At 37.2% G+C, this 17,307-nt stretch carries 12 protein-coding genes and 1 tRNA gene; 7 read left to right on the top strand and 6 right to left on the bottom strand.

Annotation, left to right across the window (positions count from 1 at the left end; genetic code table 11):
• Positions 1-44 precede the first annotated feature (44 nt).
• A complete protein-coding gene (locus J7R13_RS02745; RefSeq protein WP_208437371.1) occupies positions 45-635 on the bottom strand; it encodes a hypothetical protein in 591 nt (196 codons plus the stop codon).
• A gap of 456 nt (positions 636-1,091) precedes the next feature.
• Between J7R13_RS02745 and J7R13_RS02740 the strand changes: the two genes are divergently transcribed.
• Positions 1,092-1,406 carry a helix-turn-helix domain-containing protein gene (locus tag J7R13_RS02740; protein WP_208437370.1) on the top strand — a complete coding sequence of 105 codons (315 nt, stop codon included), beginning with the start codon at positions 1,092-1,094 and terminating at the stop codon, positions 1,404-1,406.
• On the opposite strand, the gene J7R13_RS09515 is transcribed toward J7R13_RS02740, so the two are convergent.
• Together J7R13_RS09515 and J7R13_RS02735 are read right to left on the bottom strand one after the other, a co-directional pair.
• Positions 1,330-1,512, bottom strand: coding sequence for a hypothetical protein (locus J7R13_RS09515; RefSeq protein ID WP_246786257.1), 183 nt, complete (start codon positions 1,510-1,512; stop codon positions 1,330-1,332). The two genes, J7R13_RS02740 and J7R13_RS09515, sit on opposite strands and share 77 nt — an antisense overlap.
• 1,213 nt (positions 1,513-2,725) lie before the next feature.
• Positions 2,726-2,802 (bottom strand) — tRNA-Ile (locus tag J7R13_RS02735).
• 171 nt (positions 2,803-2,973) lie between these two features.
• Between J7R13_RS02735 and J7R13_RS02730 the strand changes: the two genes are divergently transcribed.
• The gene (locus J7R13_RS02730) at positions 2,974-3,711 is read left to right on the top strand and encodes an SIMPL domain-containing protein (protein ID WP_208437369.1); all 738 of its coding nucleotides are present in this window, start codon (positions 2,974-2,976) and stop codon (positions 3,709-3,711) included.
• Between the two features lie 39 nt (positions 3,712-3,750).
• Here J7R13_RS02730 and J7R13_RS02725 read toward each other — a convergent pair whose 3' ends face one another.
• The 3 genes from J7R13_RS02725 to dnaG form a co-directional block, all read right to left on the bottom strand.
• On the bottom strand, positions 3,751-4,212 hold the full coding sequence (locus J7R13_RS02725) for a YcgN family cysteine cluster protein (protein WP_208437368.1): 462 nt from the start codon (positions 4,210-4,212) through the stop codon (positions 3,751-3,753).
• 669 nt (positions 4,213-4,881) lie between these two features.
• Positions 4,882-6,894: an RNA polymerase sigma factor RpoD gene (rpoD, locus tag J7R13_RS02720; protein WP_208437367.1), complete on the bottom strand. Its 2,013-nt coding sequence runs from the start codon at positions 6,892-6,894 to the stop codon at positions 4,882-4,884.
• A 341-nt stretch (positions 6,895-7,235) separates the two neighbouring features.
• Positions 7,236-9,173, bottom strand: coding sequence for a DNA primase (gene dnaG, locus J7R13_RS02715; protein WP_208437366.1), 1,938 nt, complete (start codon positions 9,171-9,173; stop codon positions 7,236-7,238).
• A gap of 133 nt (positions 9,174-9,306) precedes the next feature.
• On the opposite strand from dnaG, the gene J7R13_RS02710 reads away from it, so the two are divergent.
• The 5 genes from J7R13_RS02710 to carA all read left to right on the top strand — a co-directional run bounded on the left by J7R13_RS02710 (position 9,307) and on the right by carA (position 17,243).
• Positions 9,307-10,524, top strand: coding sequence for a mechanosensitive ion channel family protein (locus J7R13_RS02710; RefSeq protein ID WP_208437365.1), 1,218 nt, complete (start codon positions 9,307-9,309; stop codon positions 10,522-10,524).
• Between the two features lie 69 nt (positions 10,525-10,593).
• Positions 10,594-12,285 (top strand): Na/Pi cotransporter family protein, encoded by a 1,692-nt coding sequence (locus J7R13_RS02705; RefSeq protein WP_208437364.1) that lies wholly within the window; start codon positions 10,594-10,596, stop codon positions 12,283-12,285.
• A 640-nt stretch (positions 12,286-12,925) separates the two neighbouring features.
• Positions 12,926-13,177 carry a GlsB/YeaQ/YmgE family stress response membrane protein gene (locus J7R13_RS02700; protein ID WP_004859563.1) on the top strand — a complete coding sequence of 84 codons (252 nt, stop codon included), beginning with the start codon at positions 12,926-12,928 and terminating at the stop codon, positions 13,175-13,177.
• A gap of 1,132 nt (positions 13,178-14,309) precedes the next feature.
• A complete protein-coding gene (ubiC, locus tag J7R13_RS02695) occupies positions 14,310-14,861 on the top strand; it encodes a chorismate lyase (RefSeq protein ID WP_208437363.1) in 552 nt (183 codons plus the stop codon).
• 1,185 nt (positions 14,862-16,046) lie between these two features.
• Complete coding sequence (carA, locus tag J7R13_RS02690) at positions 16,047-17,243, top strand: glutamine-hydrolyzing carbamoyl-phosphate synthase small subunit (RefSeq protein WP_004859569.1); 1,197 nt, start codon at positions 16,047-16,049, stop codon at positions 17,241-17,243.
• Positions 17,244-17,307: the final 64 nt, after the last annotated feature.

Below are 17,307 nucleotides of genomic sequence, written 5' to 3'. Positions count from 1 at the left end.
CCTTTAGTCTTTATTAGATTAATCTTTTGACTGATTTGTTTGGTTCAACCCTCCATAAAAAAGAATACTAAAAATTGTACATGCCAAGTATAACAAATCACGCTTAGTACTCTTATTCTTTCTACAAAACACTCTAACAAGTGACGCAAAATAACCCCATGAAAGCTGCCGAAATCTATACTCTTACGCCAATCATTTGCACTGTATTTATTTATATAAACCGTAAAAACACAAACAATTTCAGACAATGCTAACGGTATGATAGGCTCTACACGCAACTCCCCCACTTTGTTTTTGGGGATCTTTTTTATAGTATAGAGAATGCGGTTATCTATGCAAATTTCCTTTTCATTGCGAAAATCTTCATAGTTACAAACCTTAGCATTGTCGTAAAAACAAACACTGCTAGAAACAAGCAATATACAACATATCTGTGCATTGATAATGCTGTCATTGCAAACACGAGCACTATTAGAAATCAGAATAGTATCAGTAAAAGCAAATTCACCTTTGATAAAGTATTGATCACTTATACGATATTTCCCCGAACAATCACCTTCATACTCTATAAAATCACCAAAAATACTTTTTTTGGTATTTCCAAAGTCTCTTAATACACACATACGATATACCATCTGGTAGTAACCTGATCTATTAAAACAAAAAAATGACATCTCGCACTTATGAATTTACATTTTTTACAGCCATGATCCTTCTCTTAAGGCTGTAAAGCTTTATTCTATCTGCGTACCACCTTAACGCAGAAATTCCTTACAAATGCCAATGTTAGGGGATATCTTGATTTATAGTGATGCTGCGTATATTATCGGCAATATTTCATGAACATACTAAGTGTATTTCCATTTCTGGTTATACGCATCCATTCTGTCACAATCGTGGAACTAAGTAACCATTTTGTATTGATTCGAATCTGAAAGTGCATGGGGGAAATTTTGTTATTAGTTAAAAACAACCCTCTATCCTCCACAGGCGAAAAGCTACGCATGGATATCTTCACGCTCCTTATATCATCTATTCTAGATTCGCAGTGCAATATTAACGCTATAGCGTAAATGTGTAAAGGTCTAAAAATGAAAAAGACTGAAAAAGATTGGTTCCAACGCTTAATTGAATTAATAAAAAGTGACGGACGCACAATGATTGAAATAAGCAAAGCAGCAGGCTGTGGACAGAACTATGTGCAACAAATGATAAACGGAGGGAAAAGGCCCTCTGTAGATAAATTAATGGCTATTCTTAATACACTCGGGAATGCTAGCGCCATATATGTGATAACTGGTTTTAATATCTCCGATGAAGATTTAAAACTCATCGCTTTGATTTCGTCTGGAGATAAAAAGAAGATTGAAGCTTTAAGTGTTCTATTGACTGAGAAGCAGTTGTAGAACTTTCTACTATTTTTAATATCTCTTGCTTTTGAGCTGTCGACAAAGCCTCCCATTTCACTATAATATCAGATAAAGTTGCCTCGAATTTTTCGCTATTCTTCATAGTTATACTCCATGTAGTCAAGCTGTATAACGTTAAAGCGTTTAAATACATCCCATACATTAGAAAAAAATATTTGCAATAAGCAGTATGGAAGCAATTGTGTACAAACTATTTTTATGCAATCAGATGGGATTCTGTTAGTTATGTACCATGGTGAAACAGAAAACATCGAACAGTCCGGACTTTTTTATGAAAAAATTGGCATCATCACTTTTATCAACAACGCTAATAATGTTACTCAAATTTTGCGAATCAAACCAATAACTAATTGATGTGAAGATATCTCTGAAGACGTTGCCGGCCTTTATGTAAAAAAATACGAAAAAGCTTATTTTAAAGGAAAAATATATCACAATTTTATTCTACACAGCACTATCTACGTTTTAAACGATATCGCAAAGCAAACATAACAATGCGATATATATAATTCTTATGAACAGCAGCGCTGCCTAGGACTCTGTGACATGCTTTTTTCTAAAAAAGGCCGCCTTTCCTCTGAAAGCACCCTTGAGATATCAGCATAGAGACTTATCATGAACAAAAATGGCAATACTTAAAAAGAAAGAATGGGTCAAGCCCTAATGATACCCGAAGATAAACTGTAAAAGCATTTACAATAAAGTAGAGTAGATTCTCAGCTTGAAAAAACAGCAAAAAACGTTATCATTTTCCCTCCACGATATACATAAACGTTTGTGGATTACTTTCTTTTGTATAGGCTTGAATCACCAGATTTGAATCAAACCGATACAATTCTGAGCGTCCGAAAAAATGTAGCAGATAACATTACTTATTCAAAAACAGAAAAAAACCGATTTAAAATAAAAATTTCTCTTCCAATTTTACCTGAACACGCAGAAAACTTTAAAAATTGGTGCTTATTAGGACAATAATAGTCTCTTTGCAAGAAAAGCAGTAATAATAAACATATCAAAGGAATTTTTTGCACCCTATTTCGTGAAGAATGTAATACAGCAGAGACTAAAAATCAGCATAAGGACGAATAAAGTAAGCACTGATACCTAAAGCTGATGCAAATACTACAATATCACAATTAAAAACACCTTTCGCTAGCCTGAAAACAGCATAACATCCCTTGATATTAAATTGCTGATAGAAAATCGCATACAATAGCACGTTCAAGATAAACAGTCCCCAAAAAACAAAAAACACAGAATCTAGAAGACTCTATATAACCTATTTATCTATTTAATGGTGGGCCCGGAGGGACTCGAACCCCCAACCAAGCGGTTATGAGCCGCTGGCTCTAACCAATTGAGCTACAGGCCCCACACAGGTCGCTTTTCTCTAAACTAAAACGCTCTATGATACAAGAGCCTACCTAAATTATAATCTATCTTTTTTTCTTTTCTATCGGTTTTTTTTTCCAGTGCCCTAATTTCTTTACAAGAACTTCCAAAAATGAGAAAGTAGTGAACTGACAAATATAAAGGAATAGATATGATAAAGACAATTTTCCAACAGCTGAATCATTATAGAATTAAAGTAGTTATGATAGCACTCGCATTGCTAGCCAGCTCACTCCCCATACATGCTGGAGAAAGCAAAATGAAAAACGCAACTATTAGAGTTACAGCAACTGGTGAAAGCCAAGCAACACCGGATATGGCAATTATCAACTTAGCCGTTGTTACATATGACAAAACTGCCCAAAAAGCATTAGCAGCCAATAATAAATCTATGAATGATATTGTAAACGCTTTTAAGAACAATGGCATCCAAGCAAATGATTTACAAACATCAGGCTTGTCCATTTATCAATCTAACCCTGACAAACATCACGAAAAAAAGAACTCCGAAAGACTGTATCACGTTTCAAATTCTTTAACAGTGCGTATTCGTGATCTCGCTAATGCTGGTAAAATATTTGATCAAGCAATGGCGCTCGGCGTTAACTCAGTTAATGGCATTACTTTTACCAACGCCGATACAAAGCCATTTTATCAAGAAGCACGTAAAAAAGCTATCACTGAAGCCATTGAAAAAGCTGAGACTATAGCACAAGCAGCAAATTTGAAATTAGGAAAAATCATTGAAATCAATGAAAATAATGATAATTATTATCCAAGTCCGCGCCTTATGAGCAGTGCATCCCGTGCAAGCTACGCTGATACAAATTTTTCAGGAGGTGAATTGGGTTATAATGTCAGTGTTACTGTAGTGTTCGCTATAGACTAAATCATACGATCTCATCAGTTATTATGCAAAACAATCATATCACTGACCCTCACAAAGAAGACCGGTGATATGATGGAGATAAGCTTCTTCAGACGATAATTCATCTTCATAAATTTCTATCTGTCCACGCGCAGAAAATTGTGTTTGATGCACCGTCTGCCAATCTCCTGACACCAGTGGATGCCACCATGGAAGGTCTTTTCCCTCATTAATGAGCCGATAAGCACAACTTTCTGGAAGCCAACGAGCTGTTTTAACAGTTGCAACATCCAACGATATACAGTTTGGAACAATTGATTTACGATGAACATAATCCTGACACTGACAAGTTTTCCCATCTAAAAGACGACAAGCGACACTGGTTGCATAGATATCACCAGTATCATCATCTTCTACTTTGTGCAAACAACAACACCCACAGCCATCACAGAGACTCTCCCACTCAGCAATGGAAATTTCTTCTAGTTTTTTTACTTTCCAAAAAGGAATTTCCCTACACATAAAATCAACCGTATTTTTTGAAATAAAAAAATCTCTCAAAATGTAGTTCTTATAATTTCATCGATTTTGTTTCTTTAAAAACATTACATTCACCACGTTTCCTCAAAACAATCTTTTTAAAATCAATTCAATAAAGCCGTACTCCATCTTTAGCAAACATCTCATATAAATGTATAAAAACCTCCATTATGAGCAAACACAAAAAACAAAAAAACGCGCAATTTTAAATATTTTATATTCTAAAGCAATAACATAATCTGAATGAAAACTTATAAACTCCCATAGTATTACATAAATCGCTTGTGTGAATGCCTCTGTAGTACAAGAAAAGTAGCACTTTTGTTACCAAAAAGTTGATCCACCTCGATATAAATCACTCTTAAAATATCACGTCTCTTAATAAACTTACAACTACACGCAATATAATGCTTTAGATATCGTTCATTCCTTTGAGAAATCGCTGCATAATTTTTATGCCATATATTTATCGTTTCTATAGAGAATAGCACAGATATAAAAGCTAAGAGAAACGCTACATCATCGATTCTATAGAGATTATTCAACACCTGCCCTGCACTTTTCTCAAAAAAACTTTTAAGAACTATATAACATGCCCCCCTCACATGCATCAAGAAAAGATACATCTTTGAAAATGTATAAATCCTCTTATTAAGAATCGAGAAAACTACGCAATTTGCGTGAACGGCTAGGATGCTTCAATTTACGAAGCGCCTTTGCTTCAATCTGACGAATACGCTCCCGCGTGACTGAAAATTGTTGACCAACCTCCTCCAATGTATGATCAGTATTCATCCCTATACCAAAACGCATTCGCAAAACACGCTCTTCACGTGGCGTTAATGAAGCAAGGACGCGAGTTGTCGTATCCCGCAGATTAGCCTGAATAGCCGCATCAATCGGCAATAATGCATTCCTATCCTCAATAAAATCACCCAAATGAGAATCATCTTCATCACCAACAGGCGTCTCAAGTGAAATAGGTTCTTTTGCAATTTTAAGGACCTTTCGCACTTTTTCTAACGGCATAGAAAGCTTGCTAGATAATTCTTCTGGTGTGGGCTCACGTCCAATTTCATTTAAAATCTGGCGGGATGTACGAACAATTTTGTTAATTGTTTCAATCATATGCACCGGAATACGAATAGTACGTGCCTGATCAGCAATTGAGCGCGTAATCGCCTGACGAATCCACCATGTCGCATAAGTTGAAAATTTGTACCCACGCCGATATTCAAACTTATCCACGGCCTTCATCAAACCAATGTTACCTTCTTGGATAAGATCAAGAAACTGCAAACCACGATTAGTATATTTTTTTGCAATTGAAATCACAAGACGCAGATTAGCTTCCACCATTTCTTTTTTAGCAATTGTTGATTCGCGCTCACCTTTCTGCACCTGTGTAACAATCCGACGAAATTCTCCAATCGAAATGGCAGTTTCTTGTGCAAGATTTTGTATTTCGCTACGCAAACGTTGAATTTCTTTTGCTTCACGCATTGAAAATTCTTGCCAACCAGGACTTGGCAAAGTTGCAATATAATTCATCCAATCAGCATCCAATTCACGCCCTTGGTATTCTTTTAAAAAGTCCTCATGACCAATGCCATAACTGTTAGCAATCCGTTTTAGTTTACCTTCATTATGAATCAGCCTTTTATTGATATCATAAAGCTGCTCAACCAAAGATTCGATACGGTTTTGATTCAAAGAGAGAGATTTTACTGCTTGAATCAACTCTCTCTTCAGTTGAATGTATTTTTTCTTCTGTGAAGGTGAAAGAGCCCCCTCTTTACGCTCCGCCAAACTGCTCTCAACATGCTGGTCTTGTAATTTTCGCAATTTTACATAGGTTTGAGCAATAAAATCCAATGTTTCCATGACTTGAGGACACAGTTCGTTTTCCATCGCAGCAAGTGATAAGTTAACGTCATCCTCGTCTTCATCATCATCTTCAATACCTCTCTCTCCCGCAATTTGCTCCATATTACGTGTACTAGAAGATGTTTTTTCCTCTTTTATCTTATCAACTTCACTTCGTTCAACAAGTGGAGCTTGCTTAGCTTCTGGACCAGCATAGGTCATTTCAAGATCAATAATTTCACGAAGAAGAATACGCTGCTCTTTTAATTCTTCCCGCCAAATAATGAGGGCCTGAAAAGTCAAAGGACTCTCACAAAGTCCCGCGATCATTGTTTCGCGTCCTGCCTCAATACGCTTAGCAATAGCAATTTCGCCTTCCCGAGAAAGCAGTTCAACAGCTCCCATCTCACGTAAATACATACGCACCGGATCATCAGTCCGATCTGTTATCTCACGCTTATTCGTTGTCGTTGCAATTGCATGGCTAGAAGCCTCTACTAAATCACCACCCTCTACCGTAACTTCCTCGTCATAACGTTCAGACTCAACTTCCTCTTCATCGTCCACGACATTAATACCCATCTCGGAGAGCATCGCCAAGATATCTTCAATTTGTTCGGACGTAACCTCATCAGAAGGAAGAACTGCATTGAGTTCGTCCATTGTCACATAACCATTTTTTTTGGCGAGTTTAACCATTTTTTTAATGGCATCATCAGAAAAATCAAGAAGAGGGCTATCCAAACTTGCTTGGCTTGTTACTTCCACATTATCTTTCTGTTTAACTTTTGTTGCCATACCGTAACTCCACTTGATCACTCCACAGCTTCCACGTGACCAGCTTTTTGCGTTCTCACTTAAACGTACTAACAGTTTTTCATAATATACCCCTTCTGAGAGGAGATTACTATTTGAAAGAATACATTTCGTATCACCCTTCATTCACACAAAAACGCGGGAAAACTCCAGAAGTCTCCCCGACACCTCTCAGCCTTTCTGAGATAATCTCTGCACCATACAAGTAAGAACCAATTTCCCGCTTTTCCCAAAACTTAGTCGTCATTCTTTATAAAAATGTCGCTCTCCATGAACTTCCTCATCTTACGCCTTAGGTGACTGATTCGCATCAAAAAAGCGAATCATTTTATCGTATCTTGCTTATTCCCGTCTATTTTTTCATCCAACCAACTTCCAAATCCCTCAATTAATGCTTCTGTCGCCTGCATTTGTTCTAACTCATTTTTTATCTCACGAAGCAGACCAAAAACCTCACTCTTAGGATTTTCCACAAGTTGCTCTTCAATATCTTGTAGCCTCTTATGTAGGTGGTATTCTTGAAGATGCAAGTAGATGGCCTGTTTTAATATAGCACGAGCATCTTCTATAGGAGCTCCGAAAAAAACAGTACGCATACCAATATTTTGTACAAGACGTTTCATACGCTCTAATAGAGCTTTTTGCCCTTTTCCTTCTAAAAGCGCAACCATTGTCTCCTTATCATGAAGCTGTTGATTTCCAAGAATTTCCAGCATGGATCGATGAAAACACACTAATTGAGAGTTTTGTAACTCTAACTCAGCAAGAATTTCAAAATTTTCATACCATAGCTCAGGATAGTAAGCTAAAATCAATAAAATAACGGCCTCACGCACAGGAATAGATTGCGAAGAATTGCGTACGATATCGGAATTTGCCAAAATAGAAAAAGACCGATCTTTAAACATCTTATTTTGGGAAGGCTGATAATATTGCCCTGCGGCTTTTTTTTTCGAAAACGAAGGACGAAAAAAATCAAAAAGTCGTTTCTTTATATCCTGCAAATAATAACGGCGTATATCTTCATCCTTAATCGTAAAAATTTGCTGTTTCAGTTGTTTTTCTAACGCCGCTCGTGCCTCTGGAGTTGCAAAATTCTTTCCATAAGTAGCGTGCCACCACAAAAGCTCAATCAACGGAATTGCTTTTTGCAAAAAGGAAGAAAAAAGTTGTGCACCACCGGTAGAAATAATTTCATCCGGATCTTTACCTTGTGGCAACAAAACAAAGCGTACAGAAACCCCAGCTTTTAAAAGGGGCAGCACACGATCAGCAACACGAAAGGCAGCTTTTAAACCAGCGTTATCTCCATCAAAACACAAAATGGGATCACTCCCCATCTGCCATAAAAGCGCAATTTGCGCTTCGGTTAGTGCTGTCCCCAAAGGGGCTACCACTCCTTCAAAACCAGCTTTAGTCAACGCAATCACATCCATATACCCCTCAACAACAAGGAGTGAATGGATTTTTTCATCACCAACGAAGCGGCTATTTTTGCGAGCAGCAGCTGCATTATAAAGCATATTTCCTTTATGAAACAGCACTGTTTCAGGGCTATTGAGATATTTAGCCGGCGTATCCTTCTCTAATGCACGCCCTCCAAAAGCTACCACACGCCCACGTAAATCTTCAATAGGAAACATAATACGATTTCTAAATCGGTCATAGGAAACCGTATCATTTTCACCCGTTTTGAGAAGCCCGCAATCTTCCATTTGTTTTATTGAAATACCGCGCGTGCTTAAAGCTTCTTTCAAAGCTGTACGCCTCATAGGAGCAAAACCAATCCGAAAACGCTCTGCAAGTTTTGACGTAACACCACGCGCTTCAAGATAACGACGCGCCTGCATACCTTCTTTACTGCGTAAACTGTGTTGAAAAAAATCCGTAGCTATTCTCATAACGTCATAAAGATCAGCCTTTTCAATTTGACGTTTATGACTTTGTGGATCCAAAAGAGGTAATTTTATCCCAGCAAAATCAGCCAAACGCTCTACACTTTCTGAAAAGTGCAAGCCATCAAGCTCACAAAGAAAAGTAAAAATATCACCATTCACACCACAGCCAAAACAATAATAGCGGCCTTTACGATCATCACAATGAAAACTTGGAGTTTTTTCGCCATGAAATGGACAACAACACCAAAAGTCTCCTCGCGAAGGCTTACTTTTCCGGGGGTCAAAGACCACCCTTTGACCAATAACTGTTGAAATTGGTAATTTGGTGCGAAGATCATCAAGGAAATCAGGCGAAAAGCGCATTATCTCTCACAGAGTTTTAAAATTCTTTTTTGCATATTTAACGACTTTAGAGCATAATTCCAATACTTCCTTTTAAGCGATTGAAAAATTTTAAAGGGTCAACCGTATATAATTTTAGAAATGGAGATGAAAAGTGATAGAGTTTGTTGTTCAACATCCGTGGTTAAAGACTCTTGCTTGGCTCATTATTCTTATTTTTGTTGCTCTTTTAGTTAACTTTTTAGCACGCAAACTATTCATTCACGGGGCAAAAAAGCTCTCTTCTTTCCTCCCCAAGAACACAACTGCCGATATAGAAAACGCCATTCAGTACATGGCAAATATTGTTTCAGCTTGTATTCTTTCAATTGGTGTTGATTTTATCCCAACATTGCCTGATACATTCAGCACTATTATAAGCAATGTTGCTAACGCCTTCATTATTTTTGTTATTGTACTGACAATTTCTGCTCTTCTCAATGTCATTAATATCATTTACGAACAACGGCCAACAGCGCGACTAAAACCGATAAAAGGTTACATTCAAATCGCTAAAATTGCTCTTTTTGCTGTCGCGGCAGTTTTAATGGTAGCCACATTGATTGACCGCTCGCCTCTTATTCTCTTCTCCGGTCTTGGTGCCATGGCCGCTGTCCTTATGTTGATTTTTCAAGATACGCTGCTTTCCCTCGTTGCAGGCATCCAAATTTCATCCACCGATATGGTGCGTGTCGGTGATTGGATTGAAATACCCAATCTTGGTGCAGATGGCGATGTTATTGAAATTGCACTTCATACCGTCAAAGTTCAAAATTTCGATAAAACAATTACTACCGTGCCTATCCGTAAACTGGTGACCGATCCTTTTAAGAATTGGCGTGGAATGGAAGAATCTGGTGGAAGGCGCATCAAACGATCCCTCTTCATTGACCAATCAAGTATTCGTTTCCATACGGAAGAAGAAAAAGAATATCTTTCTCGATTTAATTTGTTAGAAAATTATTTCACGCAAAAAATACCTGAAATTAATGAATGGAACGCTCAATTAGATAAAAATCATGATGTATTGGCCAACACCCGCCGTTTAACCAATATTGGAACTTTCCGTGCTTATGTTGTCGCTTATTTACAACAACATCTAAACATCGAACAAAACATGACCCTGATGGCGCGACAATTGCCTCCTACACCAAATGGTTTACCCTTGGAAATCTATTGCTTTACCAATACAACCGTTTGGTTAGAATATGAACAAATTCAAGCTGATATTTTTGACCACCTTTATTCCATTCTTCCTAGCTTTGGTCTAAAGATTTTTCAAAATCCAAGCGGATATGATTTTAATCATGTATTAAAAGCAAAAGCAGAGTAAAACGGTAAACTTCAATTGGTCAATTTTTGGATCAACCGTATCCATAACAACAAAGAAAGAAAAAGTATCATGAATAGTTCATTGGTACTCCTTCATCTTGCAGGTGCTATTTCTTTACTTCTTTGGGCTACACGCATGGTGCGCACGGGGGTTGAACGCGCCTATGGTGACAAGCTTAAATACAAAATGCGCCACGTCATTTCCAAACCATTGTTTGCTATAAGTTTTGGACTTTTTACAGCAATGATTTTACAAAGCTCTACAGCAATAACACTCCTTGTTGGCTCTTTTGTTGAATCGGGTTTTGTCTCTGGATTAGCAGGACTTATGGCGGTGCGTGGGGGAGAATTAGGATCAGCATTAGTTGTCAAAATTCTCTCCTATGACCTCACTATCGTAGTACCACTTTGTCTTTTAATTGGTACTTGTATCTTCATGACAACTGAAAAACGTGAATGGCGTCAAATAGGACGCATTGTCATCGGTATTGGCCTTTTGATTTTGTCTTTACAAATGATAAGCACAGCCACAGAACCTTTACGAGACAGCGCGATTTTGCCTAGCATCATTCGTTATCTTTCAACAGATTTCGTGTCCACTTTCTTGTTAGCAGCCGCATTGACTTACCTCTTACACTCATCTATCGCAGGAATAATTTTGCTGGTCAATTTCGCCAACTATGATCTTATCCATGCTCAACTATGTGTTGTAATGGTTCTTGGCGTCAACTTTGGCTCTTCTCTTATAGCACCACTTTTAACACGCAACGCTTCCCCTAATACCCGCCTCGTTCCCTTGGGAAATTTACTCATGCGTGGAGCCGGTTCAATCCTTGTCCTTATCTTATTTCTCTCCTTTCAACCACCAATCACATGGCTTGGCAATAACGCCTCTACTCAAGTTATTAACGCCCATATCATTTTTAATGTCTTCATTCTGCTTGCTGGAATACCGCTCTCGAAATGGATTTTAAAACTGACCACGAAAATTGTCTATATAAGTACAAAAAAAACGCAAACCGATACAACGCTTAATTTATCTGATCAAACAGCTCTTGATGATAGCGTTCTTGATCGCCCAAGTTTAGCACTTTCTAATGTCAGGCGCGAAGTCATCCATATCTGTGATCTTGTGGATATCATGCTAGAAAAAATTATGGGACTTTATGAAAAACCCGATCCCGATATCATCCGTGAGCTCAACAAACTGAATACCATATTGGACAAAAAGCATATCGCAATCAAACTGTATCTCGCACGATTGGCTGGACAGAAACTGTCTGATGAAGAAGCCCTTCAAACACAAGAACTTCTCGGCGCATGCATAAAATTAGATCAAGCAGGAGATATCATTATTCATAATATGCTTATGCTGGTTAAAAAGAAACAACAAAAAGGCCTACAATTCAGCAGTGACGGATGGAGTGATCTCCTTCGTTTCCACGCCATTGTTCTAGCCAATGCACATATCGCATTTAATGTTCTTGTCTCGCGTGATACACACACTGCGCACTTATTAGTGCAGAAAAAAGATCAGCTCCGGAATTTAGAAAAAGAGATGAGTTTAAAACATTTTAAACGCCTTCGTGAAGGTAATCTCAAAAACATAGAGTCATCTAGCCTTCATCTTGATACTGTACGCGATTTGAAACAAATCAACTCCCTTTTAACCTCAATGATCTACCCAATTTTAGAAGCACAGGGACTTCTCCAAAGTTCCCGCTTGCGTAATCCTGCTGAACAACAAACAGCCAAATCTTAACCTGAAGAAAACTTGATTAATGGACGAACCACATCGACCATGAGATCTTAAATATTCAGATATCTTGGTCAAATCAAATGCCCTTGTAAAACGTGTACCACACTACAGTATTATCAAAGTAAGAAGTATACCATGATAAATGCAAATACCGGTTGGATTGCAATGGCTATAGCAATATCCTATAGATTCAATTTACACAAACATTTTGCAAAAAGTTAAGAAAAAGCATTTTTTAATATCATAGCAAGCAAGATAGATATCATATTGGCAAGTTTACTTGCTATATTATTTACATAACTTTAGTTTTTTCAAAGATTTTTATAGAAGTTTGCAACAAATATTCTGATAAATATACTTTTAATGCTATAAAAGTACTTTCATATATATTATTTTTTCTTACATAAAATAGTTGCTAACTTCAATGATTTTTGATATACAGAAGGGGTTATGTGTATTTATAGTTTTATGGATATAATAGTTCACACATAGGATATTCACGTTAGTTAAAAACCAGTGACGTAAAAGTTGTAACAAAATTTTACCAGCAATATCCTCCACTCGAGCAGAAAACGAGCCTTGACCTTTACGAAGCTTACTCTAGTTAGAAATAACAGTTTAGATTCAGGCAAAGGAGAGTATCATGGAAGACGCAAACATCGGCTGGATTGCAGCTATTATCATCGGCGGCCTTGCAGGTTTGGCTGCACAATATCTTATGAAAAGCCAAACAGGGGTGCTTCTAAACATTATTTTAGGAATCATTGGAGCCGCATTGGCCAGCTTTCTTTTTGGCCTCTTAGGCGTGAGCTTTGCTGGTTGGCTTGGCTATCTGATTTCAGGTTTTATAGGAGCTTGCATTCTTATATGGATAGGGCGAAAAATTAGATCTTAGGGGACTTATTCATTTTTTAAGGTACCTTTGGTGCCAAGTAGAGTTGTTAAAATATTTCCACCATAATTAAAAATTATAAACAGTGGTGAGGTGGTGGTTAGGTGCTTAAATTGCGATTTTTTGCATCTCCATCATTGCAGCATTAAACTAAAAAACAACAAAGGTCTTTAAACTTACCATCTCCTACCAGTGTGCTATAGTCTATTTATACCTGCAAAGATGGCGGCGTTATTTTAGTGTAATACTGGCTTATTTTTTACGATCCCCACTCAAATATCGTTGTTTTTAATATCTGATTGCTTCGACACCATATCTATATTCAAAATTCCAGTAAGAAATAGAAGAGTCCAGCCCCAATAAAATTTTGCTTATTCTCCTGTAATACCAACACAACTACTGCATGCTATTACAAAGAATATAACGCTCATCACAAACTCTATCGTACAGCATTTAACTCTTATGCGCTTCACTAATAAGAGGACTTTACCAGAAAAATCAAATAACCCTTTTGAACTTTATAAATGAGAAAAGCATGTTACTAGTATACGTAACAGATAAAAAATAAACGCTATAAAAATAATACTCCACTTTTTCTTTCGGTATCTTTTTCTCGTTGTTTATTAATTAAAAATTTTCTAAATTATTTAAGTGCATTTCTGAATTATAAATAGTTTTATTACCTTTACATCTAAATTCAAATGGTTTGAGCCCCCTTCATTTTCCAAACTATTAAATAAGCCCTCTCCTACTCCTTATATTTCTTTTTTAGTCCTTCTCACATACATGAATTCTTCATCTCTTTTTATATGCACTACAAACGAATTTTAAGGCACTAAACGCTTTCTCCCACCTCCCATTACTATCAAGAAAATTCCATAACACATTGTATGAAAAAGCTTGATTTAAATCGTAGTACATGATTTTACCTTCTAATGATTTTTATCTTTTCTGATGAAAAATCAACCCATGATATATTTCTGCATATCATTCCTTAAATACCCCTACAGTAAATTTTCTCTGTACACGCTCTTATTTAAAATCTTGCTGCCTTTGCATTTCTGCACTACAATAAAGACATCTATTTGTATCACCCAGCACAGTGTATGGAATGCGATTTTAGATGTGGAGTAAAATGACGTATGATCCTAGATATTCTATCTTGCCACCTCTGAAGTGGCTCTCTGATCAAGATCCTTCCATACCAGAAAACGTTCGTGATTGGCTCATGGAATCGGGCTCGATGACACTCAGATTGCAAAATCATTGTACTTGCATACGTGTCGAACCACAACGTGAATGTTTCATTACACATGACAAATTGCAAGAAGAAGCAGAGCATCTTCCAAAGAGTGCACGTTATTGGCTACGCGAAGTCATACTGATGGGAGATAATCAGCCTTGGCTTCTTGGGCGCACTGTAATCCCGCAAGAAACCCTATTCGAACACAATCAAGCACTCATGCATTTGGGCACTGTACCATTGGGACACTATTTATTTAACAGTGGCAAATTAACCCGCGATTACATTCATATGGGCCAACAAGGTGCACTGTGGGCACGCCGTTCCCGATTGCGATTAACAGGAAAACCATTGTTGCTAACCGAGCTATTTTTAACAGCTTCACCGCTTTACACAACAAACCCCGCACAAACGGAAAAAGCTATACTTCTTCTACATGAGTAAAAAATTGATTTTTATATATATTTTTTAGGTAACAGAATAAAGTTTTCAAGCTTATCTCAACAGCGTATTACAAATGAAACTTTCTTTTCGAGATACTTTTTGTAAGATGCGCTCCTGAAAAAAATCATCTGCATTTAAATTTCCTGTAGAATAATAATCACTCTTGAAAAGACAATAACACTCAATAAAATAAATGCGTTAGAACATCAAAAAGGGCAACGACACGCTCCTAGAAAAATTTTAAGGCAGCTTTTTAAACCACCTTATTTTTTCTCAACGCTTGTCTGGATTGAAAGCTATAAATCTTTTTTAGAAAGGAATTAAAATACTATCTTGTTTATTTCAAAGAAGTATTCTTTCGTGCTAACTTTTATGAAATAAGCGTACTATCAACATTGTCTTCATACTCTCTGTACACTGGACGAGCTGCTGGTAAAAAATAACTTTCAGATACCCTTGGCAAATTAATACGATTTATCTTAATTTTTCACGAAGACTACTGCAAACTTTAGAAAATTCATTTGCCCCGTATAAAGTTCCTTAAACCATGTCATAATCGTACTGATATCAGGGAAACTTTCAGCTTTTATTTGTTTCAAAACTTCAAAAAGCGCCTATTCAACTTCCCCTCATCAATCTGATAAAGAAAGAAGTTCACGAATGACTTCCATTTCCACCTATTCCTCTATCAGTGCTAAACAACCAGATTCTTTATAAACACGCGTTGGCTCCTCACGCTGTTGAAGTATTCTAGTGAAAATAGACTGTATCTGATGATCATACACTTCTAGTTTCTCTTCATCATGAGATAAGAATATCACGCTCTCTAATGGCACATACATTAAACAAAGTATAGAAAAACGCGTGCTATCCTGCACCTTTAAAGTAGTTTTGAGGACCATATCAATTTGAGCACACAACATAGATTTACTCAATTTGAATTTGTTCAGACAGAAAGACGGTTTTTAACCAATCTTTACACATCTTGCTATGCACGATACAAAATAATGACACTAGATCTTGGAAAATCCAAAAACAGGACTTTACCTCTTCATGGAATAGACCTATACTCTCCACCTTAAGCGAAACATTGTAAGAACAATATACACAGCATCTGTTATAGTTGTGCTTTTGTGTAACGTTAGTCATGATACCTTTCAGAAAATAACATTGTGGGCACACACTATGACACAATCTACCCCATCTTGCGAACCATGGAGTGTAAGCAAACCTACAGCCCTCTTAGTATTAGCTGATGGAACAGTTATTGAAGGTAAAGGAGCAGGTGCTACGGGTATTGCTGAGGCGGAAGTATGTTTCAATACCGCCATAACAGGCTATGAAGAAATTCTTACAGATCCATCATATACGCAACAAATCATTAATTTTACTTTTCCTCATATAGGAAATGTAGGTACAAACAGCGAAGATATTGAAGATCTCACGCCCCTAAACTGTCATGGTGCTGTTGGAGCTATTTTCAAAGCAGACATTACAAATCCCTCTAATTACCGTGCAAATGAAAACCTTAATCAATGGCTCAAAGCACGTAAAATTATTGCACTTTGTGGTATTGATACGCGTGCGCTAACCATTCTTATCCGTGAAAAAGGTGCACAAAATGCCATCATTGCGCATGATCCTCAAGGGAATTTCGATATCCCTTCTTTGAAGAAGCGCGCACAAAAATGGCTCGGTCTTCTCAATCTCGACCTTACGAAAGAGGTTACATCTCAATCATTAAGGCAATGGAATGAAAAACCATGGGTATGGAATAAAGGATATAGTGAAAACAGTGTACATAATCTTCATATCATTGCAATCGACTATGGCATTAAGCGTAACATTCTTCGTCTTATGGCTACACAGGATGCACACATTACTGTTGTGCCCGCACACACGAATGCAGAAGAAATTCTAGCAATGCACCCTGATGGTATTTTTCTTTCTAATGGACCTGGGGATCCAGCCGCTACAGCCCAATATGCTAGTACAACTATCAAAACATTGATTGATCATAATTTACCAATTTTTGGTATATGTCTCGGTCATCAACTTCTTGCTCTTACTATGGGCGCAAAAACCGTAAAAATGCACCAAGGTCATCATGGTGCCAACCATCCTGTTAAAGATCTTAACACAGGGAAAGTCGAAATTGTATCAATGAACCATGGTTTTGCCGTAGACGCTACATCTTTACCAAACCACGTTCAAGAAACACATATCTCCCTTTTTGATGGTTCAAACTGTGGTATCCGTATCATTGGAAAACCAATTTTTTCTGTTCAATATCACCCTGAAGCTTCCCCTGGGCCACAAGACAGCCACTACCTCTTTCAACATTTCAGCGAACTTATTATGAACTATAAAAAAATAGCGTAATTAAAATGCTTTTCTTTTGGTTATCTTCCCTCAAATTTTACCCTTTTTCTATGCACAAACATAT

It is taken from the genome of Bartonella taylorii 8TBB (assembly GCF_902825155.1).
GTDB lineage: Bacteria > Pseudomonadota > Alphaproteobacteria > Rhizobiales > Rhizobiaceae > Bartonella > Bartonella taylorii_A.
The sequence above is the reverse complement of the archived record's forward strand: the minus strand, read 5'-3'. Positions and strand labels throughout refer to the sequence as shown.